This window comes from Streptomyces sp. NPDC037288, from assembly GCF_055603265.1.
The window spans coordinates 1-24,097 of the sequence record NZ_JBVJVY010000029.1 but is presented as its reverse complement, the minus strand read 5'-3'; the positions used below and the strand labels follow the sequence as shown (position 1 = coordinate 24,097).

Below are 24,097 nucleotides of genomic sequence, written 5' to 3'. Positions count from 1 at the left end.
GTCTACCGCTCCAGAACCCCGTTGAACCGCCGGGGAAGCCCCAGCGGATTCTCGTCGCGAAGCTCCTTCGGCAACAAGGCCGACGGCGCGTTCTGATAGGCCACCGGCCGCAGCCACCGCTCGATGGCCGTACCGCCCACAGAGGTGGACGTAGAGGTCGTCGCAGGGTACGGACCCCCGTGTTGCTGCGCCGGAGCCACCGCGACACCGGTAGGCCATGCGTTCACCACCACACGCCCCGCCAACGGCGTCAGTCCGGCCAGGAGTTCCGGCCCGCGCCCCTGCCCATCCGCCTCCTTCGAGGACAGCTGGACCGTCGCCGTGAGGTTCCCCGGCAACCGCGACAGCACAGCGGCGGCCTCCTCCTCGGCGGTGTAGCGGGCCACGACGGTGACGGGCCCGAAACACTCCTCCAGGAGCAGGTCGTAGGCTCCCTCCTCGGCGAGCCGTCGCGCCGGCACCGTGAGGAACCCGGCGCTGACCGTGTGCTCGCCGCCCGCGCCCGGCGTGACCGGCGACTCCACGCCCTCCAGGCCGGCCCGCTCCCGCACCCCGGCGACGAAGTCGTCCCGCATGCGGTGGTCGAGCAGCACCCCCGCGCCGGTGTCGCTGACGGCGTCGGTCAGGGACTTCACCAGCCGGTCGCCCCCGGCGCCGGACGGCACCAGCACCAGTCCGGGCTTCACACAGAACTGCCCGACGCCGAGCGTCATGGACCCGGCCAGCCCGGTGCCGATCGCCTCGCCACGCTCGTCGGCGGCGGCCTCGGTCACCAGAACCGGGTTCAAGGACCCCAGCTCACCGTGGAACGGAATCGGCACCGGACGCCCGGCCGCCGCGTCGAACAGCGCCCGCCCGCCCCGTACCGAGCCGGTGAAGCCGGCGGCGGCGACCAGGGGGTGCCTGATCAGCTCGATGCCCGCCTCGAAGCCGTGCACCAGGCCGACGACGCCCTCGGGGATGCCGTGCTCGGCGGCGGCCCGGCGCAGCACCTTGGCGACCAGCTCGGACAGGGCCGGGTGGTCGGGGTGGGCCTTGACGACGACCGGGCAGCCCGCGGCCAGCGCGCTCGCGGTGTCGCCGCCGGCGACGGAGAAGGCGAAGGGGAAGTTGGAGGCGGAGTAGACGGCGACGACGCCGAGCGGGACCTTGTAGCGGCGCAGGTCCGGGATGGGCGGGGTCGCGGTGTCGTCGGGGTGGTCGATGATGACGTCGAGGAAGGCGCCCTCGTCGACGATGTCGGCGAAGGCCCGCAACTGGTAGCTGGTTCGGGCGAGTTCACCGGTCAGCCGGACCGGGCCGAGGGCGGTCTCGGCGTCGGCGGTCTCGACCAGGCCGTCCCTGGCCGCGTCCAGGCCCGCGGCGGCCGAGCGCAGGAAGGCGGAACGCACCGCGCGGTCGGCGAGAGCGTCACGTGCGGCGTGGGCCGCCCTGACCGCCGTGTCCACCTCCTGGGCTGTGGCCTCCACCGCAACCTGTTCACGCTGCTTCCCGGTGCGCGGGTCGACACTCCAGACTGGTGCTGCTGCCACCGCGGGTCCCTCCACTAAGGCCGCATCCAAGGGCGGGCTTGGGTCAACCATCAGGGCGTTCGATATACTGAACACTGTCTCTGCTGATGAATATGCTGCTCGGAGACTATTTCCCGGCGATTGAAGGGGTCAAGGGCGATGTCGGCAGGCGAGACGGGCGGGGCCCAGGTCAAGTCCGCGGTGCGGACGGTTGAATTGCTCGAGTACTTCGCCGGCCGGCCCGGTATGCACTCCCTCGCGGCCGTCCAGGAGGCCGTCGGATATCCCAAGTCCAGCCTGTACATGCTGCTGCGCACCCTCGTGGAGCTGGGCTGGGTGGAGACGGACGCGACGGGCACGCGGTACGGCATCGGGGTGCGGGCGCTGCTCGTGGGCACGTCGTACATCGACGGCGACGAGGTGGTGGCCGCCGCCCGGCCGACCCTGGACCGGCTTTCCGACGACACCACGGAGACCATCCACCTGGCCCGGCTCGACGGCATCAACGTGGTCTACCTCGCCACCCGTCAGTCCCAGCACTATCTGCGCCCCTTCACCCGGGTCGGGCGCCGGCTGCCGGCCCACTCCACCTCCCTCGGCAAGGCGATCCTCGCCACGTACACCGACGAGCAGGTGCGCAAGCTGCTGCCTGAGACCCTGCCCGCGCTCACCGAGAACACCCTCACCGACCGGGAGAAGCTCATCGAGGAGCTGCACCAGGTGCGCGAGCAGGGCTTCGCGGTCGACCGTGAGGAGAACACGCTGGGCCTGCGCTGTTTCGGCGTGGCGATCCCCTACCGCACCCCGGCGCGGGACGCGGTCAGCTGCTCGGTGCCGGTGGCCCGGCTGACCCCGGCCCACGAGCAGATGATCAAGGACGCGCTGTTCGACGCGCGCGACCGGCTGACCCTGGCGACGCGCAGGCTCTGAGGGCGGGCGGTCGTGGGCGCGGCGCCCGTGCCGTCGTAGGCTCGGGCCCCATGGAGATCGCGCTGCGCGCCGTGGAGGACGGAGACCTGCCGGTGTTCTTCCGGCAGATGACCGACCCGGAGTCCGTCCGGATGGCCGCGTTCGGCCCGGAGAACCCGCACGACCGGGAGGCCTTCACCACCTACTGGCAGCGCGTGCGGAGCTCGTCCTTCGTCCTGCGCACGGTGCTGGCCGACGGCGAGGTGGCCGGCAACGCGGCGGTCTACGGGGTGGCCGGCGAGCGCGAGGTGACGTACTGGATCGACCGCGCGTACTGGGGCCGGGGCGTGGCGACGGCCGCGCTGCGGGGCCTGCTCGCCGAGGTGCCCGAACGGCCGCTGTACGCGCGGGCGGCGGCCGACAACGGGGCGTCGCTGCGGGTGCTGGAGAAGTGCGGCTTCCGCGAGACGGCCCGGGCCCGGGGGTACGCGAACGGGCGGGGGCAGGAGATCGACGAGGTCGTGTTCGTCCTCGAGGGCTGAGGCCCTCCCCCGTACGGCGGAGACGGATCATCGGACCGCAGGAGGTGAACTGCTCGGCCGGGCGGGAGTGTTGAGGCATGACGCTCTCAACGGACCGTGTCCCTGCCGGCATCTCCGTGCGGCGCCGTTCGCTCCGGTTCGCCGCGATCGCCGCCTGCCTGCCGTATGTGTCCCTCAAGGCCGTCTGGATCGCCGGCGGTCACCTCGGCATCCCGGACGGCAGTCCGCTGCTGGAGCACCGGCTGACCATGGCGCTCGCCAACGGCCTGACCGTGCTGATGGACGCGGCCGTCATCGTGCTGGCGCTGCTGCTGACCCGCCCGTGGGGCCGGCGCGTGCCGGGCCGGCTGCTCGCGGTGCCGATGTGGCTCGCCGTGGGACTGCTCGCGCCCATCATGGTCGGCTTCCCGCTGCAGCTCGTCCTGCACGGCGGCCGAGGCGGGGCCGGCGGCACGGGGGACAGGCCCTTCCTCGACGGCTGGGTCTTCGGGGTGGTGTACGGCGGATTCATCGTGCAGGGGCTGGCGCTGGGCACGCTGTTCGCCGGGTACGCCCGTGAGCGCTGGGGACATCTGTGGCGGGGGCGGGTGCGGGAGCTGCCGGCCGTGGGCGCGGCGCGGGCGCAGCGGCTGACGGCCGTGACGGCGACGCTTGTCGCGCTGTTCCCGGGTGTGGTGCGCCTGTTGCGCGGCTGCGGGGCGGCCGGCCCGGACGGCGGCGACCGGTCCACGGAGTTCGTGTACGTCCTCTTCCTCGCCGCGGCCGTCACCGGTGCCGGGCAGCTCGCCTTCCGCCGGGGCCGGACCCTGCCCGTCGCCGTGCCGCTGGCGCTGGCCTGGACCGGTTCCGCGGCCGTGGCGTGCTGGGGCGGCTGGATGTCGCTGGCCTCGCTGGTGACGGGTGACAGGCCCACGGCGCCGACCGCCCTGACCTACGCTGGACAGATGATCACCGGCCTCCTCGTGGCGAGCGTCATCGTCCGCTTCCTCACGGACCGGCACGCCAGGGCGCCGCGGTGACCAGGGCGTTGCGGCTGCTCTTCGGCGGGCGGGCGCGGCGCCGCTGGATCCATCTGGTCCTGGGCGGCGCGCTCGCCATGCCGTACGTCCTCGTCGGCTCGGTGATCGTCGGCCCGCTCATCGGCGTGGACGACGTCTTCGGGTCCCTTCCGCTGCAACTCGGCTCGTTCGCCCTCGGGTTGCCGATCGCCACGGTCACCTCGCTGTTCCCGCTGACCCGGCCGCTGGAGTCGGCCGCCGTGCGGGCCCTGTGCGGCGTCGACGCGGACGCTCTGGCCACCGGCCCGGCCCGCGGCACGGCCGAACGGGCGCGAACGGCGGCCTGGTTCACGCTGCATCTCGGCCTCGGCGGGATCATCGCCGGCATGTCGCTGTCCGTGCCGCCGTTCGCCGTGGCGCTGACCGCCCTGCCCGTGTTCGCCGGGCTGCCCCACTCCCCGCTCCGCCTGCCCGAAGCCCTCGACCACGGCTGGGCGTTGGCGCTGTCTCCGGTCGCGGGCGTGGCCATGCTGTGCGCACTCGCCGCGTGCGCGGCCGGCTGCGGTGCCCTGCTGGCCCGCTGGGCGCCCGCGCTGCTCGGGCCCACCCCGCAGGACCGGCTGGCCGCCGCCGAGGCCCGGGCCGCCGATCTCGCCGTACGCAACCGGCTCGCCCGCGAACTGCACGACTCCGTCGGTCACGCCCTGAGCGCCGTCACCCTTCAGGCGGGCGCGGCCCGCCGGCTCCTCGGCACCGACCCGGACTTCGTCCGCGAGGCCCTCGCCGCCATCGAGGAGACCACCCGGCGCACGCTCGGCGAACTCGACGCCGTGCTCGGCGTGTTGCGCGACGGGGACGCGCCGGGCACCGCACCGGCGCCGACCCTCGCGACCGACCTCGACGGGTTGCTGCGCCGGACCAGGGCCGCCGGGCAGCCCGTGACGGCCACCGTCGCCCTCGACCCCGCCACGCTGCCGGCGCTGGTCTCCCGGGAGGCGTACCGGATCGTGCAGGAGGGCCTGAGCAACGCCCTGAAGCACGCCGGCGCACCGGTCGCCGTGCGCGTCCGCGCCTCCGCCGGCCAGCTGGAGATCACCGTCGAGAACCCCCTGGGCACGGCCACGGCTCCCCGCCCCGGCGGCGGCCACGGTCTGCGGGGCATCGCCGACCGGGTGCGGCTGCTGGGCGGCACGGCACAGGCGGGACCGTCGGGCGACACCTGGCGCCTGCACGTACGACTGCCCCTGACCATGCCCGCGACGGCGGCCGGCGCGCCCGCCGGACCGCTTCCGAAAGGACCCGCATGACCCAGCCCGCCCTCCGGATCGTCCTCGCCGACGACGAGCGCATGGTCCGCACCGCCCTGCGCGCCATCCTCTCCGCCGAGCCGGGCCTGGAGGTCGTCGGCGAGGCGACCACCGGCGCCGAGGCCGTGTCCGTGGTCCGGGAACTGCGGCCCGACGTCGTGCTCATGGACGTCCGGATGCCCGAGGTCGACGGCATCCGGGCCACGGAGCAGATCGTCGCCACCATGGAACAGCCGCCGCGGATCGTCGTCGTGACCACCTTCGAGAACGACGCGTACGTGTACGACGCCCTGCGCGCCGGTGCCGCCGGATTCCTGCTGAAACGGTCCGACGCCGATGCCCTGGTCCAGGCGGTACGGCTGGTCGCGCGCACCGACACCCTGCTGTTCCCGTCGGCCGTGCGGTCCCTCGCGGCCCAGCACGCGCGCCGCACCGCCCCGGCCGCGCCCTGGGTGAGCAAGCTCACCGGACGCGAGCGCGATGTGCTGCGGCACATGGCCGACGGACTGACGAACGCCGAGATCGCCCGGCGGCTGGACGTGGGCCCCGCGACCGTGAAGTCGCACGTGGCGGCGGTCCTCGCGAAGACCGGCGCCCGGGACCGCACCCAGGCGGTGATCGCCGCGTACGAGGCCGGTTTCCTGAGCGGACGATGAGAAAAGAGGGCGTACGGGAACGATCGGCCCCGTCCCGATCGTCTTCGAAGCGGGATGAACAAGACGATCAGGCGGGCGTCCGTCTTCGCGCTGCTGCTTGTGCTCGCTCTGCTGGTCAGGGCGACCTGGGTGCAGTTCTACGACGGCAAGGCCCTCGCGGACGACAACGACAACCGGCGGAACGCGATCCAGACGTACTCGCGGCCGCTCGGCAACATCATCGTGGCCGGAAACGCGATCACCGGCTCGACGCGGACCAAGGGGAGCGACCTCGCGTACAAACGGACGTACACGGACGGCAAGCTCTACGCCGCGGTGACGGGCTATGCCTCACAGGCCTACGCCCCGACCCAGCTGGAGGGCATCTACACGGACCTGCTGAACGGCACGGACAGCCGGCTCAAGACCGTGATGGACACGCTCACCGGCAAGCGCGCCGACCCGGGCAACGTGCTCACCACGATCGACCCGGACGTGCAGAAGGCGGCGTACCGCGCGCTCGGCGACAACAAGGGCGCGGCGGTCGCGATCGACCCGAAGACCGGCAAGATCCTCGCGGTGGTGTCCACGCCGTCGTACGACCCCGCCTCGCTCACCGACGCCAACACGGCCGGAGGGGCCTGGAAGTCGCTGAACGCGGACAAGGACAAGCCGCTCACCAACCGCGCGCTGCGTCAGCCGCTGCCCCCGGGCTCGACGTTCAAGCTGGTCGTGGCGGCGGCCGCGCTGGAGGACGGGCTGTACAAGAACGTGGACGAGCAGACCGACAGCCCCGACCCCTACACCCCGCCGGGCACCACGCATGTGCTGGAGAACGAGAACAAGTCGGCGCCCTGCAGGAACGCCTCCATCCGCGTCGCCCTGCAGTACTCCTGCAACAACGTCTTCGGTCACATGGCCGTCCAGCTCGGCCAGGACAAGGTGAAGGCCATGGCCGAGAAGTTCGGCTTCAACGACGACAAGCTCGACGTGCCGGTGCGGGCGTACGCCAGCGCGTACCCGTCCGACATGGACAAGGCGCAGACCGCGCTGTCCGGCATCGGCCAGTTCGACGTCACCGCGACCCCGCTGCAGATGGCCATGGTGTCCGCGGCCATAGCCAATGGCGGCAAGCTGGTCTCACCGCACATGGTGTCTCGGATCACCGACAGCGGCGGTGCTGTGCTGCAGAACTACGACGACGCGGACGGCAAGGAGATCGTCAGCTCCTCCACCGCCGAGCAGCTCCAGTCGGCGATGGAGACGGTGGTCAAGGAGGGGACGGGCACGAACGCCCTGATCGACGGCGCCACCGTCGGCGGCAAGACGGGTACCGCCCAGCACGGCGAGAACAACAGCAAGACGCCGTACGCCTGGTTCACGTCCTTCGGCAAGTCCGACGGCAACGGCAAGGAAGTGGCTGTCGCCGTGATGGTGGAGCAGTCGGACGCGGCCCGGTCCGAGGTGAGCGGTAACGGCCTGGCGGCGCCGGTGGCCAAGGCGATGATGCAGGCGGCGCTGAAGTGAGCGCCCCTCACTTCACCCCGAGAAGCTGCTCCACCGGATCGATCGCGAAGTACACCAGAAACAGCGCCGAGACGCCCCACAACAACCAGTTGACCTCCCTGGCCTTCCCCAGCACCGTCTTGATGACGACGTAGGACAGGAAACCGGCCCCGATGCCGTCGGTGATGGAGTAGGTGAACGGCATCGCGGCGATGGTGAGGAACGCCGGGACGGCGATCTCGTACCGGTCCCAGTCGATGTGCTTGACGTGGGTCATCATCAGGAAGCCCACCGCGATCAGCGCGGGTGCCGCCGCCTGGAGCGGGACGATGGTGAGCAGCGGGGCGAGGAAGAGGGCGAGCCCGAACAGGCCGCCGGTGACCAGGTTGGCGAGGCCGGTGCGGGCGCCCTCGCCGACGCCGGCCGCGGACTCGATGTAGGCGGTGTTGGAGGAGGCGGAGCCGAGGCCGCCGACCGCGGCGGCGGCACCGTCGATGAACAGCACGCGGCCGATGCCGGGCACCTGCCCCTTCTCGTCGAGCAGCCCGGCCTCCGCGCTGATGCCGACGATCGTGCCCATGGCGTCGAAGAAGTCGGACAGGACCAGGGTGAAGACCAGCAGGACGGCGGTGAGGACCCCGGCCCTGGCGAAGCCGCCGAACAGGCTGACGTGACCGATCAGCCCGAAGTCCGGGGCGGCGACGATCTCGTCGGGGACCTTGGGTGTGGTCAGGCCCCAGCTCTTGATGTCGGCGACGGCGTTGATGACGATCGCGACGACGGTCATCGTCACGATGCTGATGAGGATCGCGCCCTTCACCTTCCGGGCGAGCAGTGCGATGGTCAGCAGCACGCCGAGACAGAAGACGAGCACGGGCCAGCCGGTCAGCCGGCCGACCGCACCGAGCTGGACCGGTACGGTGGTGTGGGCGGCGTCCGGGATGCGGCTGACGAACCCGGCGTCGACGAAGCCGATGAAGGCGATGAACAGGCCGATGCCGACGCCGATGGCCTGCTTCAACTGCTGCGGGATCGCGTTCATGATGGCCTCCCGCAGCCCGGTGAGGACCAGGAGGCAGATGACGAGGCCTTCCAGGACCACCAGGCCCATCGCGTCGGCCCAACTCATCAGGGGCGCCAGCTGGAAGGCGACGACGGCGTTGAGGCCGAGGCCGGCGGCGACGGCGAGCGGGAGGTTCCCACCGAGTCCCATGGTGATCGTCATGACACAGGCCACCAGCGCGGTGGCGGTGACGAGTTGGCCGGTGTCGAGGGAGTGGCCGAACTTGTCCTTGGCGCTGCCCAGGATGATCGGATTCAGGACAAGGATGTAGGCCATGGTGAAGAACGTGGCGAAGCCGCCGCGTATCTCCCGGCCGACCGTGGACCCCCGCTCGGAGATCCTGAAGTACCGGTCCACTGGCATGGTCCCACTCCTCGTCACCTGGTGATCAACGTGCGGCTGCTGGCTGGATTGTTCCCCCGCCGCACCTGATTCAGGTTTTCTCCGTGTTACGGAATCGGGTTCGACGCTCCATACGACGTTCGAAGTCCCGCACGAATCACTGGTACAGTCCCCGATCGCGTCTCAACTTCCGGCTGTTCGACGCCGGGGAACCACTGCTGGAAGAGCACCCGTGGGCACAGTCGTCGACGACGCCGACGACCTGGCGGCGGATGCGCTGCTGGCACTGTGGCACCGCAGGGACCGGGACGGCGGCCGGGACGCCGGGAACGACGGTTACACGATGCGGCGCCGTACGCGGTGGAGGCGTCCGTCAGCGGTTCCTGCCGTTGCCGACCGACCCCTCGTACGGCTTCGCCGCCGGCCGGCCCCCGCCACGGCGCGGGAGCGCCGGTGACGAGGGCCGGGTACGAGCGGGCTGCTCAAGACCTGCGGGTGACCGTCAGGAGACGAAGTAGGTCGGGTTCGGCAGCTTGTACGTGCGGTCGGCGTAGCCGCCGTCGAGGTCCGAGTACTGGTCGCCGAAGTTGGCGATGATCTCGTAACCGAGGTCGTCCTCGATGTGCTCGCGCGTCCCGGACTTGTACTGCACGGTCGTGCAGTTCCAGGCGGTCGGGGTGGCACAGTCGCTCAGGTAGGCCGGCGGGTTGGCCTTGTCCTTGAGGAACATGTGGTCGGCGTCGAGGTTCACATCGGCGCCGACCTTCTTCAGGTTGGCGACCGCGGCGGCGCGCTGCGCCTCGCTGAGGCCGGAGTTGTAGAAGACCTCGACGCCCTTGGACTCGGCGTACCGGACCAGCTCGGGGCTGCCGAAGACGGCCGGGCGGTCGGCGCGGTTCACGTAGTCGTTCCACGTGGTGGGGTTGTACGTGTAGTTGTAGCGCTTCTCGTAGTCGAGGCTGAGCAGCAGCGTGTCGTCGATGTCGAAGACGACGGCCGGCTTCTCGCCGTGCCGGTGCGCCTTGCGAGCCGCCTTGTCGATGTAGCGCCGGGCGGCCGCGTCCATGTCCGCCAGGTCCTTGGCGTACGGGCTGTCCGGGGACGCCTGGTAGACGCCGTTGCTGTCGGCGGTGGTGCCGTAGTAGGTGTCGATGTCCTTCACCAACTGCCCTATGTTGTAGGGCTCGTGGGTGGAGTTCGCCGTCGACTGACCGGCGGTGGCAGCGCCCGCGCCGTACAGTGCGACACCGGCAAGAGCACAGGCGGCACCGGCGGCGACGACTCTGTGGGACTTCCGCATGGATTCTCCGGAATCTGGTGGATGAGAGTGATGTACCAGGTCAGAGAATGTCTACGCGCATAACACCTCGCTCTGCGAGTAGTGTTATCCGATCGATACGAGAAAAGGATCAGCCCACGCATGCAGTACTTCGCCGCAGGGGCCCACGGACCGTCACCGGTGGTCCTCGTCGTCTTCGCCGTGGGCGGCCTGGTCGCGCTGTGGTGCGGGGTGAACTGGGCGTTCGACGTACGCGGAATCACCACGAGCAGGTCCGAGCGGATTCGGCGCAGGAACGAGGAGAGGTGGGCGGCCACGGGACGGCTCGGCGGGTCGCCCACGTTCTTCGCGTCCGCCGGATATCTGCGGTTCCTGGGCGCGGTGCTGGCGTTCGCGGGCTCGGTCATGCTTCTTGCCGCGTACGTGCTGTGGCACCTGAACTGATCGGGTGGTGCCCGTCCGGGAGTTGTCGAGCAGCGCCCGGATCGCGGAGGTCAGCACGCCGGAGACGGCCCACGGCGAGAAGACGCTGAGCACCGGGTAGGCGGTGAAGCCCGGCATCAGCAGGGCCGCCGGGGCGATCAGCAGGTACGGCAGGCTGCGCGGGGGCACGGAGGCGCGGCGCGCCGCCGGGATGGCGCGGGCGGTTTCGCCACGGCTGCGGCTTGGGCCATGACTGTTCTCCGGTCGCAGGGGGCTCTTACGGGCCGTACAGGAAGCGCTTGCTCCCTCCACATGGGTCAAGCGCTTCGACGTGTGGGGTGCGGGGGCTCAGCCGGCGTACGGGTCCGGCACCTTGCCCGGCCGGGCCAGGAACTCGAAGTCGCAGCCGGTGTCGGCCTGGGTGATGTGCCCGTTGTAGAGGACGCCGTAGCCACGCTCGTACCGGGCGGGCGGCGGCGTCCACGCGACCCGCCTGCGCTCCAGCTCCTCGGCGTCCACGCCCGGGGTGAGGGTGCGGACCCCGCCGTCGAGCAGGCGACGCAGCAGGGCCCGGTGGGTGTCCTGCTCGACGGTGCCGTCCTCGGCGAAGGGAGTCACCGGGATGGCCACCACGTCGGCCAGGGCCGCCCGTTGGGTCTCGAACGTCACGCTGCTCATTGGTGACCCTCCTGCGCGCGGGGGCCGCTGACCTCGGTCACCTCGGTGTCCGAGGGGAAGGCGCGCTGGACGAAGGAGGCGATGTGGGTGTGCAGGGCGCGTGCCGCGCCGTCGGCGTCGCCGTCGAGCGCCAGCCGCAGGATCTCCCGGTGCTCGGCGGCCTCCCGCTCCCAGGAGGGGTCGGCGGCCCAGGCGACGGCGGAGACCAGCGCGGCCTGGTCGCGGACCTCGTCCAGCATCCGGCCGAGCAGCGGATTGCCGCACGGCAGGTACAGGGCGCGGTGGAACTCCCGGTTGGCGAGCGACCGTTCGGCGGAGTCGGTGGCGCGTTCGGCCCGGTTCAGCGCGTCGCGCGCGGCGTCGAGGGAGGCGCTGCGCCCCACGGTCCTGCGCAGCACCTCCGGCTCCAGCAGCAGCCGCACGTCGTACACCTCACGGGCCATGTCCGCGTCCACCATGCGCACCGTGACGCCCTTGTACTGGCTCATCACGACGAGACCGGTCCCGGCAAGGGTCTTCAGCGCCTCCCGCACCGGGGTCTTGGACACCCCGAACTGCGCGGCCAGCTCCGTCTCGACCAGGGCCTGACCGGGTGCCAGCCGCCCGGTCAGGATGCGGTGTCTGATCGCGTCCAGCACAAACTGCGTGCGGGACGGGATCGGCGTGGGGACAGAGGTCATGCGGCCCTCTCGGATCTCACATGTCGCGTCTCGTATATGACGTACGAAGTACGACGCGATGAAAGTAGGAGGGAGCCGGGGATTCGTCGATGCTTCTGACAAAGGAAGGCGCGGGTCTAGGGCGCGGGCAGGGTGAAGACCAGGAGCAGGACGCTCAGGGGTGGCAGCAGGGCGACGAGGGACGCCGCGGCGCGGGCCGCCGCCCAGCGGCGTTTCCAGGGCAGCAGCCATGCGGTGAGCAGGGCCGCGACCGAGACGGCGCCGCCGTAGGTGAGCATGCCGTAGATCCAGGCCAGCGCCGTGTCGAGGGCCGCCGAGCAGTCGTCGGGGCCGCAGCTGTCCGTGGCCATGGCGGACAGCCCCCCGAAGAGGAGGGCGGCCGGGCCGAGCACCACCATCAGGGCGGTCGCGATCGTCGGGGCCACCCAGCCCCTGGGGTCACGCGCGTCCCCGTCCACCGGGCCCGCAACGGTCGCGAAGTGCTGTGTCGTCATGCAGACAGTGAACCGGCCGAGCGCAGTCCGGCACACCGGTGCGCCTACTCAGGCCACACCGGCCCGGGTACTCAGTCACCGTGGGGGCCGGATACCCGGTGGCTTACGCGATGCGGCTACGGCCGGTCTGTCCCGGGGCGCCATTCGGGGTTCCGGCCGCTCAGCCCGACCGCCCGGTCCAGCAGGGGTGCCTGCGACGGCACCGGGACGACCGGGCCGAACAGGCCACCTCCGCGGTTCGGGTCCTCGGCTGCGGCGAGGAGGAAGCCGTGGGCCGAGTCCAGGGCGGCCGGGTCGGGAGCGTAGCGCCGGCCGGTGGCGCGGGCCAGGTCCCAGCCGTGGATCACCAGTTCGTCGGCGACGACCGCACCGGCGACCTCGCCCGGCAGGTCCACCCCGCCCGCGCGGGTCATGCCGGTCCAGGCGGCCGGGTCACGCCAGGCGTCGGCGACTTCGTCCAGGGCCTTGGGCAGTTCCTCGCGCCAGCCGGGGCCGATGTCCGGGACGGCGGCGTCCGGGCTGGTGTCGGTCGTCGCGCCGAGGTCCTTGCGGGCCGCGTCACGGAAGGCCACGGCGAGCATGTGGATATGGCCCAGCAGGTTCCGCACCGCGCAGTCCGGGCACGGCGTGGGATCGGACAGCTGCGCGTCGGTCACGGACTCCGCGAGCCGCGCGACGATCCGGGCCTGCGGGCCGAGGTCGACCATGGTCATGCCGCACTCCTTCAGGGTCGCTTTTCCTGTACGCAGGGCTGACCGTCCGGCACGAGAAAACTCATCGGTGCGGTGCATGCTGGGCGGGCGGGATCGCCGCCCGCAGCTACGGCGCCCCAGCCCACCACGCACCCGCCGCCCCACGGCGAGCGCCCCGGCCCAGCCCCGCGGGGACAAGGCATCTCCACCGTCCACCGATCACGAAGGTCACCGCGTCCAGGCAGGCGACGGCCGGACCGCCGAAGGCCGCGTACAGGCCCGCCCCGGTCAGCGGAGCCCCGCCGGGCTGTACGCCCCCGGACGGCGTCCGGCGCCCGTGGCCGCACCCGGCGCTGCGCCCGCTGGTCCGGGCCGGCGTTACGACGATGCTCCTCGCCTCGCTGAGCGGCACGCCGGTGTACGCCGTCGTCGACCGCCTGGGCCACTCCCCCGCGTACACGGGCGCCCTGTCCGCGGTCCAGGGGGCCGGCTCGGTGGCGGCGGGGCTCGTCTCGGGGACCGTGGTCTCGGGGACCGTGCTGCGGCGGCTCGGCGGGCGCCGGTTCGGAGCTGCGGGAATCGCGCTGACGGGGTTCGCGGTGGCCGCGCGTGCCGTGCCGTCGGACGCGGTGGCTCTCGCGTCCGCCGCGGCGGTCGGGCTCGGTCTGCCCTGTGCGCTCGTCGCGGCGTTCACCGCCGTCCAGCAGCAGACGCCCGGCCCGCCGCTCGGCCGGGCGACGGCCACCGCCAGCGCCCTGGTCTTCCCGCCCGACGTCCGCGGGCTGGGCGTCGGCACCGGTCTGGTCGAACTCGCCTCGCCCGCGCTGCTGTTGCCGCTGTACGTTCTCACGCTGCTCGGGACGGCGGCTTCGCTCGCTCAGCGCGCGGACAGTGCCGCGCGCACCGCGGCGAGGTCCGGGTCCGACGCCAATCCGGCGTGATAGAGCCGCAGTTCCGTCGCGCCCTGCGCACGCGCGCGTGCCGCGTCCGCCGCGAGCGTGCCGGGGCTGCCGCCCATCCCGGAGACGACGGTGAAGTTGGCGGCCAGCACCGTCCGCTCCCCGGCGTGTGCGGCGAACGGCGCCAGCAGGGCCGTCCCGCCCGTGCAGGGCACCACCACACCGTCGGCGGCGGACAGGACGCGCGCGGGGTCGACACCGGCGTTGGCGCCGCAGTGGTGGGAGACCGGGTCGGCGTGCAGCAGGACCTGGAAGCCGGCCGGTGCGGCGGCGCGTACGGCGGCGACGGCCTCCTCCTGGAGGGTGCCCGCGGTGTCGTCACGCCACGCGCGCGTGCGGGCGGCGGTCTCCTCGCCGAGCAGCTCGGCGACCGTGGGCCAGCCCTCGTCGGCCGCGGTGCCCCGCCACAGCGGCTCCAGCGCGGCGCGCACGGAACCGGCCAACTCGTCCGGGTCGAGGCCCTGTGCGCCGTACCCGGCGCGGCAGGACGGGCAGAAGCACAGGGACATCAGGTACTGCCCGGCCTCCCCCAGCCCCACCCCGGAGGTCTTGTCGTGGGCGTGCAGGTGCTGCAGCCCGTACCAGCCGAGGGACTCCAGCTCGGTGCCGTGCGCGCCGGGGCGTACGGCGGCCTCGGCGGCCAGGTCGACCAGGTACGCGCGCGTGGCGGGCTGGGCGATGCAGGGCGCCCAGGGGTAGGGGTCGCCGTAGGCGTTGACGACCGAGGTGTCCGGATGTTCTGCGCCCAGGCGGGAGTTGTGGGCGAGGACGACCCAGGTGTGCACCTCCAGACCGGCCGCGGCGAGCGCCCGCGCGGCCTGCCCGTAGGCGTCACCGCGGGCCCAGCGGCCGGCGGGGTACGGCCTGAGACCACGGCCCGTCCAGCGCGCGCCCGCAGGGTAGAGGACGGCCGCGTACTCGGCGGTGACGATGCGGTGGCGGGGGTGGCGGGGGGTCAGGGCGCGGGTGGAGTGGTAGGCGGCGGCGAGGGTCACCTGCCCGACGCCGAGCCCGGCGATGCGTGCCGGGGCCTCGGGGTCCCCGTTGACGTCCCAGGGGTAGACGAACGCCGACGCCTTCACGTGACCTCCCTGGAGCCGCACGGACGCCCGCCCACGCGCGCACCTCCGGGGCCGTACCGGCCCCCGCCCACGCCCCCGCCTCCCACACCGTACCGGCGCCTGGTCACGCGTCCTCCTCCAGCAGTTCGTATCCCCGCTCGATCAGCTGGGCGAGTTGCTTGACGTGGTCCTCGGCCGGCTCCTGCAGCGGGGGCCGGACCTCGCCGACGTCCAGGCCGCGCAGCCGTACGCCCGCCTTGACGAGCGAGACGGCGTAGCCCCGGCCCTGGGCGCGCAGCTCCACGAACGGACGGTAGAAGCCGTCCAGCAGGCGATGGAGGGTCGCCGTGTCGCCCACGGCCAGGGCCCGGTGGAAGGCGAGGGCGATCTCGGGGGCGAAGCAGAAGACGGCCGAGGAATACAGGGTGACGCCGAGGGCGTGATAGGCGAGCTGGGTCTGCTCGGCGGTGGGCAGGCCGTTGAAGTAGAGGAAGTCGCCGGGAGCCTCGGTGCGTACGGCGCTGATGATCCGCTGCATCAGGTCGAGGTCGCCGAGGCCGTCCTTGAGGCCGGTGATCCCCTCGGTGCGGGCGAGTTCCACCACCGTCCGCGGGGTGAAGACGGCGTTGTCGCGCTGGTAGACGATCACCGGCAGGTCGGTGGCCGCGGCGATCTCCCGGTAGTGCCGCAGCAGTCCGTCCTGGCCGGCGAGGACGAGGTACGGCGGCATGGCGAGGAGGCCGTCGGCTCCCGCCGCCCCGGCGAGACGCGCGTAACGGACGGCGAGCGCGGTGCCGTAGCCGGCGCCGGCGACGACCGGGACCCGTCCGCCGGCCGCCTCCACCGCCACCCGCACGCAGACCTCGAACTCCTCCGGCAGCAGCGCGTGGAACTCCCCGGTGCCGCAGCAGGCGAACACGGCGGCGGCGCCGTCCGTGACGCCCCGGCGCACATGGGTGCGGTAGGCGTCGAGGTCGAGTGAGCCGTCGGAGCCGTAGGCCGTGACGGGGAAGAAGAGCGGCCCGCGGGGATCGCTGAGCCGTTCGTTGAGAGGGGCTGGCGTCACGGGCTCTCCCTGGAGACACGCCGGTGCATGTTTCTGATCCACGTCCATATTTCTGAACGCGACCACGCTAAGGGGCCCTCTCGTGGCGGGTCAAGCAGGCAAACGCGCGACACCGGAGCGAATCCGCGCACATCAGGGGACACTTGACGGTGCCCGGGAACCTCCCTAGCGTTTCCACGCATGTGAACGCCGTCCATAAGGAGAACCACGGATGCCCGCTCCCCGCACCGTTCTGCTCACCGGCGCCGCCGGCGGGCTCGGCACCCTGATGCGGTCCCTGCTGCCGGAGTACGGCTACACGCTGCGCCTGTTCGACGTGCGCGCCGTCGAGGGCGAGCCGGACGCGATCACCGCCGACCTCGCCGACACGGAGGCGCTGCGCGAGGCCGTGCGGGGCGTGGACGCGGTCCTCCACCTCGCGGGCATCTCGCTGGAAGCCCCCTTCGAGAAGATCCTGAAGTCCAACATCACGGGCACCTACAACCTCTACGAGGCCGCCCGCCGGCAGGGCGTGCCCCGGATCGTCTTCGCCTCCTCCAACCACGCCGTCGGCTTCACCCCGGCCCCGCGCGCGGGCGAGCCGCCCATCCCGGTCGACACCCCGCGCCGCCCGGACACCTTCTACGGCCTGTCCAAGTCCTTCGGCGAGGACCTCGCCCAGCTGTACTGGGACAAGCACGGCCTGGAGACCGTGTCCGTGCGCATCGGCTCCTGCTTCCCGGAGCCGACCAGCGTGCGCATGCTCTCGGTGTGGATGAGCCCGGCCGACGGCGCCCGCCTCTTCCACGCGGCGCTGACCGCCGAGGAGGTCGGCCACACGGTCGTCTACGGCTCCTCCGCCAACACCCGGCTGTGGTGGGACCTGACCAGCGCACGGGCGCTCGGCTACGAACCGCGGGACGACTCCGAGCCGTACGCCGGGAAGCTGATCGCCGAGCAGGGCGAGCTGGACCCGGAGAACCCGGCGCACAGCCACCTCGGCGGGCACTTCGTGAGCAACCCGCCGGTCTGGCCGTACTGACCCCGGCGTCGGCCCGGCGGGCCGAAAACGATCGCTCAGGCGCGCGGGCGGGCACCGAACGGGCCCGCCCGCCGCCGCATTCGGGCATCCGCGGTGCCCGCTCCCACCCCGCCTCGCACGGCTTGTGCAGGTCCGGGCCGGGCAGCCCGTCCGGCAAGCGGGCACACCCGGGCAGTATCGGACCCCCAGCAAGCCTGGTCAGCGGCGCACACCCCCGGTAGAAACGTTCCCCAAGGGCCCGAACGGGCAGCTCCGCGGGAAGGTGGGTGACAGCATGAGCACGAGGACGGCGGAAGAACGCCGGCGCGAGATCGTGCGGGCCGCTCGCGTGAGCGGCTCGGTCGACGTCACCGCGCTCGCCGCCGCACTGGGCGTCGCCAAGGAGACCATCCGGCGCGATCTGCGCGCCCTGGAGGACCACGGCCTGGTCCGTCGTACGCACGGCGGCGCCTATCCGGTGGAGAGCGCCGGCTTCGAGACGACACTCGCCTTCCGCGCCACCAGCCACGTGCCCGAGAAGCGCCGGATCGCCGCCGCCGCGGCCGAACTGCTCGGGGACGCGGAGACGGTCTTCGTCGACGAGGGATTCACCCCGCAGCTCATCGCCGAGTCCCTGCCGACCGGCCGGCCGCTGACGGTGGTCACCGCGTCCCTCCCGGTCGCGGGCGCCCTGGCGGAGGCCGAGCAGGTCTCGGTGCTGCTGCTCGGCGGCCGGGTGCGGGCCGGCACGCTGGCCACCGTCGACCACTGGACGACGAAGATGCTCGCCGGTTTCGTCCTCGACCTCGCCTTCATCGGCGCCAACGGCATCTCCCGCGAGTACGGCCTGACCACCCCCGACCCGGCGGTCAGCGAGGTCAAGGCACAGGCCGTACGGGCCGCGCGCCGTACCGTCTTCGCCGGCGTGCACACCAAGTTCGGCGCGGTCAGCTTCTGCCGGTTCGCCGAGATCGGCGCGCTGGAGGCGATCGTGACGAGCGCCCAGCTTCCGGCCGCCGAGGCCCACCGCTACTCCCTGCTGGGCCCGCAGGTCATCCGGGTCTGAACGTCCATCCCACCCCCGTCAGGGGCGCTCCCCGCCTCTCAATGCCCCTTATATCCTCAAATCTCCAGGAGCGATCCATGCGTATCCCGAGCCGACGGAGGCCGCGAGCCACGCTCGCCACGGCCGCCGCAGGGACGCTGCTCGCCCCGCTGCTCTCCGGCTGCTGGGCCGGTGCGGGCGGGACCGGTTCCGGCGGCGACTCCATCAACGTGCTGATGGTCAACAACCCCCAGATGACCGAGCTGCAGAAGCTGACCGCCGCCCACTTCACCAAGGAGACCGGCATCAAGGTCAACTTCACCGTCCTGCCCGAGAACGACGTGCGCGACAAGATCAGCCAGGACTTCGCCAACCAGGCCGGCCAGTACGACGTGGCCACCCTCTCCAACTACGAGATACCGATCTACGCCCGCAACGGCTGGCTGCAGCCGATGAACGCGTACGTCGCCAAGGACCCGTCGTACGACGAACAGGACGTCCTGAAGCCGATGCGGCAGTCCCTCACCGGCGACGACGGCAGGCTCTACGGGCAGCCCTTCTACGGCGAGTCGTCCTTCCTGATGTACCGCAAGGACGTGTTCGCGGCGAAGGGCCTCACCATGCCGGCCCACCCCACCTGGCAGCAGGTCGCCGACCTGGCCGCGCGGGTGGACGGCGCGCAGCCCGGCATGAAGGGCATCTGCCTGCGCGGACTGCCGGGCTGGGGCGAACTGATGGCGCCGCTCACCACGGTCGTGAACACCTTCGGCGGCACCTGGTTCGACCAGCACTGGAAGGCGCGTCTGGACTCCCCGGAGTTCGAGAAAGCGACAAAGTTCTATGTCGACCTCGTCCGCGCACACGGCGAGTCCGGCGCCGCGCAGTCCGGGTTCGCCGAGTGCCTGAACGACATGACCCAGGGCAAGGTCGCCATGTGGTACGACGCCACCTCCGCGGCCGGCTCCCTGGAGGCCACGGGTTCCCCCGTCAAGGGCAGGCTCGGCTATGCGCCGGCCCCCGTCGACAGGACACCGTCCTCCGGTTGGCTGTACACCTGGGCCTGGGGCATCCAGAAGGCCTCCCGCAACCCCGACAAGGCCTGGAAGTTCGTCTCCTGGGCGTCCGGCAAGGGCTACGAGCAGCTGGTCGGCGACACCAGCGGCTGGTCGGACGTGCCCGCCGGCAAGCGTGCGTCGACGTACACGAACGCCGCCTACCGCAAGGAGGCCGGAGCCTTCCAGGAGATGACCCGGCAGGCCATCGAGAGCGCCCGCCCGAACGACCCCGGCGTGCAGCCGCGGCCCGCGCCCGGCATCCAGTTCGTCGGCATCCCCGAGTTCACCGACCTCGGCACCAAGGTCTCCCAGGAGATCAGCGCGGCCATCGCCGGACGCCAGTCCGTCGCCTCGGCCCTGAAGACATCGCAAGGGCTCGCCGAGAAGATCTCCAAGGAGTACGAGGGACGATGACAGCGACGACCACGGCCCCTCACCCGGCCGCCCCCGCAAGAACGTCGAAGCAACCCTCGGCCAGACTGCGCGCCTGGGCCACCCGGGCCCCGCTGCTGCCGGCCCTCGTCTTCATGATCGCCGTGACCCAGCTGCCGTTCGTGGCCACGCTGGTGATCTCCTTCTTCGACTGGAACGCCCTCTACCCCAAGGCCCGCCACTTCACCGGCCTCGACAACTACCGCCAGGTGCTGACCGACGCCGACCTGCGTCACTCGGTGTGGACGACCGTGCTCCTCACGACGGCGGTGGTGCTGGCCAGCCTGGTGCTGGGGCTGGCCCTGGCGCTGCTGCTGGACCGGAGGTTCCGCGGCCGGGGCGTCGTCCGCACGCTGCTCATCGCGCCGTTCCTGGTGGTGCCGGTGGCCGCGGCCCTGCTCTGGAAGCATGTGCTCTACAACCCCGAATACGGCCTGCTCAATGGGTTGTTGCACTATGTGGGCGGCCCACAGCCCGACTGGATCTCGCACACCCCGCTGCTCGCGGTCGAGGCTTCCCTGGTGTGGCAGTGGACGCCGTTCATGATGCTGATCCTGCTCGCCGGGCTGCAGAGCCGGGACCAGCAGCAGATCGAGGCCGCGCGGGTCGACGGCGCGAACGACTGGCAGGTCTTCCGCCATCTGACCCTGCCCCATCTGCGCCGCTACCTGGAGCTGGGCGCCCTGCTGGGCTCGATCTACATCGTCCAGAACTTCGACGCGGTCTTCACGATCACCTCGGGGGGCCTGGGGACGGCGAACCTGCCCTACACCGTCTACCAGAGCTTCTACCAGGCCCACGAGAACGGGCTCGCCTCGGCCGCCGGGGTCCTGGTCGTCATCGGCTCGATCATCATCGCGACCTTCGCCCTGCGCGTGGTGTCGTCCCTGTTCCGCGAGGAGGCGTCCCGCGCATGAACTCCGTACTGCGCCGTAACGGGCTGGGGCTGGTGGCCTGGCTCGCCGGGATCGTGTTCTTCCTGCCGATCGCGTGGATGGCCCTGACGTCCTTCCACTCCGAGGCGGACGCGGCGACCAACCCGCCGTCCTTCGCCGCGTCGCTGACCCTCGACGGCTACCGCGAGTTCTTCGGCAGCGGCGGCGGGCCGAGCCCGTGGCCCGCGCTGATCAACTCCACGGTGGCGTCGGTGGTCTCCACGCTGTGCGTCCTCCTGCTGGCCCTCCCGGCGGCGTACGCGCTGTCCATCCGGCCGGTGAAGAAGTGGACGGACGTGCTGTTCTTCTTCCTGTCCACGAAGATGCTGCCGGCCGTGGCGGGCCTGCTGCCGGTCTACCTGTTCGCCAGGAACTCCGGGATGCTCGACGACATCTGGCTCCTGGTCGTCCTCTACACCTCCATGAACCTGCCGATCGCCGTGTGGATGATGCAGTCCTTCCTCGCCGAGGTCCCGGTCGCCGTCATCGAGGCGGCCCGCGTGGACGGCGCCCGCCTGCCGACGGTGCTCGCACGCGTGGTGGCCCCGATCGCCCTCCCGGGCATCGCCGCAACCGCCCTCATCTGCTTCATCTTCAGCTGGAACGAGCTGCTGTTCGCCCGGGTCCTCACGGGCGTGGTCGCCGAGACCGCCCCCGTCTTCCTGACCGGCTTCATCACCAGCCAGGGCCTGTTCCTGGCCAAGGTGTGCGCCGCGTCGCTCGTCATCTCCCTGCCGGTGCTCGCCGCGGGGTTCGCCGCCCAGGACAAGCTGGTCCAGGGCCTGTCGTTGGGAGCCGTGAAATGAAGGCCGCCGTCATCGAGTCCGTGGGCCGCGCCGTCGTCACCGAGGTCCCCGACCCGGCGCCGGGACCGCGCGAGGTCGTCGTGGAGGTGGCCGCGTGCGGTCTGTGCGGCACCGACCTGCACATCCTCCAGGGCGAGTTCGCACCCAAGCTGCCGATCGTCCCCGGACACGAGTTCGCGGGCACGGTGGTCGGGGTCGGCAGCCAGGTCACCGAGGTCACGACCGGCGACCGGGTGGCCGTGGACCCCTCGCTGTACTGCTACGAGTGCCGTTACTGCCGTACCGGGCACAACAACCTGTGCGAGCGGTGGGCCGCGATCGGCGTGACCACGGCGGGCGGCGCGGCACAGTACGCGGTGGCGCCGGTGGCGAACTGCGTGAAGCTGCCGGAACACGTGCGCACGGAGGACGCTGCGCTGGTGGAGCCCCTGTCGTGCGCGGTCCGCGGATACGACGTCCTGCGCTCACGCCTCGGCGCCCACGTCCTGATCTACGGCTCGGGGACCATGGGCCTGATGATGCTGGAGCTGGCCAAGCGGACGGGCGCGGCGAGTGTGGACATGGTCGACGTGAACCCGGCGCGCCTGGAGACGGCCCGCCTGCTCGGTGTCTCGGCGGCGGCGGGCGGTGCGGACGAACTGGACCGCCCGCAGGGCTGGGACGTGGTCGTGGACGCGACCGGCAACGCGGCGGCGATCCAGGACGGCCTGGACCGGGTGGCGAAGGCGGGTACCTTCCTGCAGTTCGGGGTGGCCGACTACGCGACCCGGGTGACGATCGATCCGTACCGCGTCTACAACCAGGAGATCACCATCACCGGTTCGATGGCCGTCCTGCACAGCTTCGAGCGGGCGGCCGAGCTGTTCGCGAACGGGGTGCTGGATCCGCAGGTGTTCATCAGCGACCGGATCCCGCTGGAGCGGTACCCGCGGGCGCTGGAGCAGTTCGCGGCGGGGGTGGGGCGGAAGATCGTGGTGGTGCCGTAGGCCGTTCGACGGGCTTCGGCTGGTAAGGGAACGGTAAAGCGGTGTCGTTCGTTCACCCGGCATGACAGCTATGACCCCTGGCTCGAACATCCCTCTGTCGGCCGCCCGCGTCACGGTGGACGTGGCCGCGCCCGTGCGGCTCGACGTGTCGGGCCTGCTGCTCACCGCCGACGGCAAGGTGCGCTCGGACGACGACTTCATCTTCTACAACCAGCCGACGGGCCCCGGCGTGCGCTACACGTCCGGCGGCGGTGCGGCCCCGGACGCGATCACGGTCGAGACCGCCGCCGTCCCGCCGGACATCGAGAAGATCGTGGTCACGGCCAGCCCGGACGCGGCCGGCCAGACCTTCCAGGGCGTCGAGCCGACGGCCACGATCCGCGACGCGGACGGCGGCGCGGAGCTGGCCACGTTCACCCCGCCGCAACTCGGCACGGAGACGGCACTGGTCGTCGTGGAGATCTACCGCCGGGGCGGCGCCTGGAAGGCCCGCGCCGTCGGCCAGGGGTACGCCGACGGACTGGCCGGCATCGCGACGGACTTCGGTGTGACGGTGGAGGAGCCCGCGGCACCGCCCCGGCCGGCGACCCCGCCGGCGGCCACCCAGGCCCCCGTCCCCCCGCCGGCGCCCACCACGCAGGCTCCGGCGCCTGCGCCCGCGCCGGCCGTGCAGACCCCGGTCACCCCGCCCGCCCCGCCGGTGTCCACGCCGCCGGCCCCGCCCGCGCCCGCTCCGGGCACCGGGAAGATCAACCTCGACAAGGGCCGGGTCAGCCTGCAGAAGAACCAGACCGTGTCCCTGGTCAAGGGCGGCCGGCCGCTCCTCTCCCAGGTGCGGATGGGCCTCGGCTGGGAGCCCGCGTTCCGCAGCAGGGACATCGACCTGGACGCCTCGGTCATCGCCTACGGCCCACAGCGCAACCCCATCGACAGCTGCTACTTCGGCAAGCTGACGATCCTGAACGGCGCGATCCGGCACTCCGGCGACAACCTCACCGGTGAGGGCGGGGGCGACGACGAGGTGATCACCGTGGACCTCGGCCGCCTGCCCCAGGAGGTCACCGGACTGGTCTTCACGGTGAACTCCTTCTCCGGCCAGAAGTTCACCGAGGTCGCCAAGGCGTACTGCCGTCTGGTGGACGCGGCCACGGGCGAGGAACTGGTCCGCTTCGACCTCACCCACGCCGAACCCCAGACCGGCGTGATGATGGCCAAGCTGATCCGGCAGTTCTCCGGCGAGTGGGACATGACGGCGATGGGCGAGTTCGTGAAGGCCCGGACGGTGCGCAACATGGTGGAGCCGGGAGCGCGGGCGCTGTGACACCGGTACCGGTCGGAGCGGAGAGCCGCTTCTCTCCCGCTCCGACCCGGCCGGCGGTCTGCGCCGCGGACGTCGGCTCCGCTGCCGCGTCCGCTCCCGTACGCCGATCCGGAGAGCGTCCACACCAGCAGGTCCACGGTCACGTTCGAGAAGCCGGACCACCGGGCGGTGACGGACCCGGCGGCGCCCGGATCTCACCCCGCCGCCCGCAGTCCCTCCGTCAGCAGGGTCAAGTGGGGGGGGGGGGGGGGGGGGGGGGGGGGGGGGTGGGGGGTGGGGGGAGGGGCGGGGGGGGGGGGGGGGGTGGCCCCCCACCCAGACCACACCAAGGCGTCTTGTGGGATCAACAAAACCCCTGCCCCCTCCTCCCCC

Annotated in this window: 24 protein-coding genes and 2 pseudogenes; 16 read left to right on the top strand and 10 right to left on the bottom strand. The window is 71.9% G+C overall.

Translation table 11 applies throughout. The features are described from left to right. Positions 1-2: 2 nt before the first annotated feature. Positions 3-1,532 carry an aldehyde dehydrogenase (NADP(+)) gene (locus ACZ7GZ_RS28125; RefSeq protein ID WP_471028370.1) on the bottom strand — a complete coding sequence of 510 codons (1,530 nt, stop codon included), beginning with the start codon at positions 1,530-1,532 and terminating at the stop codon, positions 3-5. A 138-nt stretch (positions 1,533-1,670) separates the two neighbouring features. Here ACZ7GZ_RS28125 and ACZ7GZ_RS28120 point away from each other — a divergent pair, with 138 nt between their 5' ends. The 6 genes from ACZ7GZ_RS28120 to ACZ7GZ_RS28095 all read left to right on the top strand — a co-directional run bounded on the left by ACZ7GZ_RS28120 (position 1,671) and on the right by ACZ7GZ_RS28095 (position 7,429). Beyond that, entirely contained in the window at positions 1,671-2,441 is a 771-nt protein-coding gene (locus tag ACZ7GZ_RS28120) for an IclR family transcriptional regulator (RefSeq protein WP_471028369.1), read from the top strand. Positions 2,442-2,491: 50 nt separating this feature from the next. Next, positions 2,492-2,962, top strand: a complete 471-nt coding sequence (locus tag ACZ7GZ_RS28115) for a GNAT family N-acetyltransferase (RefSeq protein ID WP_471028366.1) — start codon at positions 2,492-2,494, stop codon at positions 2,960-2,962. A gap of 77 nt (positions 2,963-3,039) precedes the next feature. Then, on the top strand, positions 3,040-3,981 hold the full coding sequence (locus tag ACZ7GZ_RS28110; protein WP_471028365.1) for a hypothetical protein: 942 nt from the start codon (positions 3,040-3,042) through the stop codon (positions 3,979-3,981). Next, positions 3,978-5,267, top strand: a complete 1,290-nt coding sequence (locus ACZ7GZ_RS28105; protein ID WP_471028364.1) for a sensor histidine kinase — start codon at positions 3,978-3,980, stop codon at positions 5,265-5,267. Before ACZ7GZ_RS28110 ends, ACZ7GZ_RS28105 begins: the two co-directional genes overlap by 4 nt. Further along, positions 5,264-5,923 (top strand): response regulator transcription factor, encoded by a 660-nt coding sequence (locus tag ACZ7GZ_RS28100; protein ID WP_471028362.1) that lies wholly within the window; start codon positions 5,264-5,266, stop codon positions 5,921-5,923. The genes ACZ7GZ_RS28105 and ACZ7GZ_RS28100 overlap by 4 nt, the downstream gene beginning before the upstream one ends. A gap of 54 nt (positions 5,924-5,977) precedes the next feature. Continuing rightward, the gene (locus tag ACZ7GZ_RS28095; protein ID WP_471028360.1) at positions 5,978-7,429 is read left to right on the top strand and encodes a peptidoglycan D,D-transpeptidase FtsI family protein; all 1,452 of its coding nucleotides are present in this window, start codon (positions 5,978-5,980) and stop codon (positions 7,427-7,429) included. A 7-nt stretch (positions 7,430-7,436) separates the two neighbouring features. Here ACZ7GZ_RS28095 and ACZ7GZ_RS28090 read toward each other — a convergent pair whose 3' ends face one another. Then, positions 7,437-8,834, bottom strand: a complete 1,398-nt coding sequence (locus ACZ7GZ_RS28090) for an NCS2 family permease (protein WP_471028359.1) — start codon at positions 8,832-8,834, stop codon at positions 7,437-7,439. Between the two features lie 211 nt (positions 8,835-9,045). On the opposite strand from ACZ7GZ_RS28090, the gene ACZ7GZ_RS28085 reads away from it, so the two are divergent. Then, the gene (locus ACZ7GZ_RS28085) at positions 9,046-9,270 is read left to right on the top strand and encodes a hypothetical protein (RefSeq protein WP_471028357.1); all 225 of its coding nucleotides are present in this window, start codon (positions 9,046-9,048) and stop codon (positions 9,268-9,270) included. Between the two features lie 45 nt (positions 9,271-9,315). Here the strand turns inward: ACZ7GZ_RS28085 and ACZ7GZ_RS28080 are convergent, their stop codons facing one another. Continuing rightward, on the bottom strand, positions 9,316-10,113 hold the full coding sequence (locus ACZ7GZ_RS28080) for an HAD family acid phosphatase (RefSeq protein ID WP_471028356.1): 798 nt from the start codon (positions 10,111-10,113) through the stop codon (positions 9,316-9,318). 120 nt (positions 10,114-10,233) lie between these two features. Between ACZ7GZ_RS28080 and ACZ7GZ_RS28075 the strand changes: the two genes are divergently transcribed. Further along, a complete protein-coding gene (locus ACZ7GZ_RS28075; RefSeq protein WP_471028354.1) occupies positions 10,234-10,536 on the top strand; it encodes a hypothetical protein in 303 nt (100 codons plus the stop codon). On the opposite strand, the pseudogene ACZ7GZ_RS28070 reads toward ACZ7GZ_RS28075, so the two are convergent. From ACZ7GZ_RS28070 to ACZ7GZ_RS28050, 5 genes and pseudogenes are all read right to left on the bottom strand, one after another. Then, a pseudogene (locus tag ACZ7GZ_RS28070) lies at positions 10,537-10,766 on the bottom strand (hypothetical protein); the annotation flags it as partial. It abuts the gene before it with no gap. A 253-nt stretch (positions 10,767-11,019) separates the two neighbouring features. Further along, positions 11,020-11,193 (bottom strand): annotated as a pseudogene (locus tag ACZ7GZ_RS28065) (dihydrodipicolinate synthase family protein); the annotation flags it as partial. Continuing rightward, positions 11,190-11,873 carry a GntR family transcriptional regulator gene (locus ACZ7GZ_RS28060; protein WP_471028352.1) on the bottom strand — a complete coding sequence of 228 codons (684 nt, stop codon included), beginning with the start codon at positions 11,871-11,873 and terminating at the stop codon, positions 11,190-11,192. The pseudogene ACZ7GZ_RS28065 and the gene ACZ7GZ_RS28060, both read right to left, overlap by 4 nt. A gap of 116 nt (positions 11,874-11,989) precedes the next feature. Continuing rightward, positions 11,990-12,367: a hypothetical protein gene (locus ACZ7GZ_RS28055; RefSeq protein ID WP_471028350.1), complete on the bottom strand. Its 378-nt coding sequence runs from the start codon at positions 12,365-12,367 to the stop codon at positions 11,990-11,992. Between the two features lie 116 nt (positions 12,368-12,483). After that, positions 12,484-13,080 carry a TIGR03086 family metal-binding protein gene (locus tag ACZ7GZ_RS28050; RefSeq protein ID WP_471028348.1) on the bottom strand — a complete coding sequence of 199 codons (597 nt, stop codon included), beginning with the start codon at positions 13,078-13,080 and terminating at the stop codon, positions 12,484-12,486. 365 nt (positions 13,081-13,445) lie between these two features. Here ACZ7GZ_RS28050 and ACZ7GZ_RS28045 point away from each other — a divergent pair, with 365 nt between their 5' ends. After that, complete coding sequence (locus ACZ7GZ_RS28045) at positions 13,446-14,000, top strand: hypothetical protein (RefSeq protein WP_471028347.1); 555 nt, start codon at positions 13,446-13,448, stop codon at positions 13,998-14,000. Here the strand turns inward: ACZ7GZ_RS28045 and ACZ7GZ_RS28040 are convergent. Then, positions 13,937-15,100, bottom strand: a complete 1,164-nt coding sequence (locus ACZ7GZ_RS28040; RefSeq protein ID WP_471028345.1) for a hypothetical protein — start codon at positions 15,098-15,100, stop codon at positions 13,937-13,939. The two genes, ACZ7GZ_RS28045 and ACZ7GZ_RS28040, sit on opposite strands and share 64 nt — an antisense overlap. A gap of 103 nt (positions 15,101-15,203) precedes the next feature. Continuing rightward, on the bottom strand, positions 15,204-16,145 hold the full coding sequence (locus ACZ7GZ_RS28035) for a 5-dehydro-4-deoxyglucarate dehydratase (RefSeq protein ID WP_471028342.1): 942 nt from the start codon (positions 16,143-16,145) through the stop codon (positions 15,204-15,206). Between the two features lie 211 nt (positions 16,146-16,356). Here ACZ7GZ_RS28035 and ACZ7GZ_RS28030 point away from each other — a divergent pair, with 211 nt between their 5' ends. The 7 genes from ACZ7GZ_RS28030 to ACZ7GZ_RS28000 all read left to right on the top strand — a co-directional run bounded on the left by ACZ7GZ_RS28030 (position 16,357) and on the right by ACZ7GZ_RS28000 (position 23,725). Further along, on the top strand, positions 16,357-17,166 hold the full coding sequence (locus tag ACZ7GZ_RS28030; protein WP_471028340.1) for an NAD-dependent epimerase/dehydratase family protein: 810 nt from the start codon (positions 16,357-16,359) through the stop codon (positions 17,164-17,166). Between the two features lie 274 nt (positions 17,167-17,440). Beyond that, a complete protein-coding gene (locus ACZ7GZ_RS28025) occupies positions 17,441-18,211 on the top strand; it encodes a DeoR/GlpR family DNA-binding transcription regulator (protein WP_471028338.1) in 771 nt (256 codons plus the stop codon). Positions 18,212-18,288: 77 nt separating this feature from the next. Then, positions 18,289-19,659, top strand: a complete 1,371-nt coding sequence (locus ACZ7GZ_RS28020; protein ID WP_471028336.1) for an ABC transporter substrate-binding protein — start codon at positions 18,289-18,291, stop codon at positions 19,657-19,659. Next, positions 19,656-20,594, top strand: coding sequence for a carbohydrate ABC transporter permease (locus ACZ7GZ_RS28015; RefSeq protein WP_471028334.1), 939 nt, complete (start codon positions 19,656-19,658; stop codon positions 20,592-20,594). The genes ACZ7GZ_RS28020 and ACZ7GZ_RS28015 overlap by 4 nt, the downstream gene beginning before the upstream one ends. Beyond that, positions 20,591-21,418 (top strand): carbohydrate ABC transporter permease, encoded by an 828-nt coding sequence (locus ACZ7GZ_RS28010; protein ID WP_471028333.1) that lies wholly within the window; start codon positions 20,591-20,593, stop codon positions 21,416-21,418. Before ACZ7GZ_RS28015 ends, ACZ7GZ_RS28010 begins: the two co-directional genes overlap by 4 nt. After that, the gene (locus ACZ7GZ_RS28005; RefSeq protein WP_471028330.1) at positions 21,415-22,404 is read left to right on the top strand and encodes a zinc-dependent alcohol dehydrogenase family protein; all 990 of its coding nucleotides are present in this window, start codon (positions 21,415-21,417) and stop codon (positions 22,402-22,404) included. The genes ACZ7GZ_RS28010 and ACZ7GZ_RS28005 overlap by 4 nt, the downstream gene beginning before the upstream one ends. 70 nt (positions 22,405-22,474) lie before the next feature. Further along, a complete protein-coding gene (locus ACZ7GZ_RS28000; protein ID WP_471028328.1) occupies positions 22,475-23,725 on the top strand; it encodes a TerD family protein in 1,251 nt (416 codons plus the stop codon). Positions 23,726-24,097 lie beyond the last annotated feature (372 nt).

Bases quoted from the DNA above. Each gene is read 5' to 3' on its own strand.
- ACZ7GZ_RS28120 (WP_471028369.1), top strand. From the start codon at position 1,671: ATGTCGGCAGGCGAGACGGGCGGGGCCCAGGTCAAGTCCGCGGTGCGG.
- ACZ7GZ_RS28115 (WP_471028366.1), top strand. From the start codon at position 2,492: ATGGAGATCGCGCTGCGCGCCGTGGAGGACGGAGACCTGCCGGTGTTC.
- ACZ7GZ_RS28110 (WP_471028365.1), top strand. From the start codon at position 3,040: ATGACGCTCTCAACGGACCGTGTCCCTGCCGGCATCTCCGTGCGGCGC.
- ACZ7GZ_RS28100 (WP_471028362.1), top strand. From the start codon at position 5,264: ATGACCCAGCCCGCCCTCCGGATCGTCCTCGCCGACGACGAGCGCATG.
- ACZ7GZ_RS28095 (WP_471028360.1), top strand. From the start codon at position 5,978: ATGAACAAGACGATCAGGCGGGCGTCCGTCTTCGCGCTGCTGCTTGTG.
- ACZ7GZ_RS28090 (WP_471028359.1), bottom strand. From the start codon at position 8,834: ATGCCAGTGGACCGGTACTTCAGGATCTCCGAGCGGGGGTCCACGGTC.
- ACZ7GZ_RS28080 (WP_471028356.1), bottom strand. From the start codon at position 10,113: ATGCGGAAGTCCCACAGAGTCGTCGCCGCCGGTGCCGCCTGTGCTCTT.
- ACZ7GZ_RS28075 (WP_471028354.1), top strand. From the start codon at position 10,234: ATGCAGTACTTCGCCGCAGGGGCCCACGGACCGTCACCGGTGGTCCTC.
- ACZ7GZ_RS28060 (WP_471028352.1), bottom strand. From the start codon at position 11,873: ATGACCTCTGTCCCCACGCCGATCCCGTCCCGCACGCAGTTTGTGCTG.
- ACZ7GZ_RS28055 (WP_471028350.1), bottom strand. From the start codon at position 12,367: ATGACGACACAGCACTTCGCGACCGTTGCGGGCCCGGTGGACGGGGAC.
- ACZ7GZ_RS28050 (WP_471028348.1), bottom strand. From the start codon at position 13,080: ATGACCATGGTCGACCTCGGCCCGCAGGCCCGGATCGTCGCGCGGCTC.
- ACZ7GZ_RS28045 (WP_471028347.1), top strand. From the start codon at position 13,446: ATGCTCCTCGCCTCGCTGAGCGGCACGCCGGTGTACGCCGTCGTCGAC.
- ACZ7GZ_RS28030 (WP_471028340.1), top strand. From the start codon at position 16,357: ATGCCCGCTCCCCGCACCGTTCTGCTCACCGGCGCCGCCGGCGGGCTC.
- ACZ7GZ_RS28025 (WP_471028338.1), top strand. From the start codon at position 17,441: ATGAGCACGAGGACGGCGGAAGAACGCCGGCGCGAGATCGTGCGGGCC.
- ACZ7GZ_RS28020 (WP_471028336.1), top strand. From the start codon at position 18,289: ATGCGTATCCCGAGCCGACGGAGGCCGCGAGCCACGCTCGCCACGGCC.
- ACZ7GZ_RS28015 (WP_471028334.1), top strand. From the start codon at position 19,656: ATGACAGCGACGACCACGGCCCCTCACCCGGCCGCCCCCGCAAGAACG.
- ACZ7GZ_RS28010 (WP_471028333.1), top strand. From the start codon at position 20,591: ATGAACTCCGTACTGCGCCGTAACGGGCTGGGGCTGGTGGCCTGGCTC.
- ACZ7GZ_RS28005 (WP_471028330.1), top strand. From the start codon at position 21,415: ATGAAGGCCGCCGTCATCGAGTCCGTGGGCCGCGCCGTCGTCACCGAG.
- ACZ7GZ_RS28000 (WP_471028328.1), top strand. From the start codon at position 22,475: ATGACCCCTGGCTCGAACATCCCTCTGTCGGCCGCCCGCGTCACGGTG.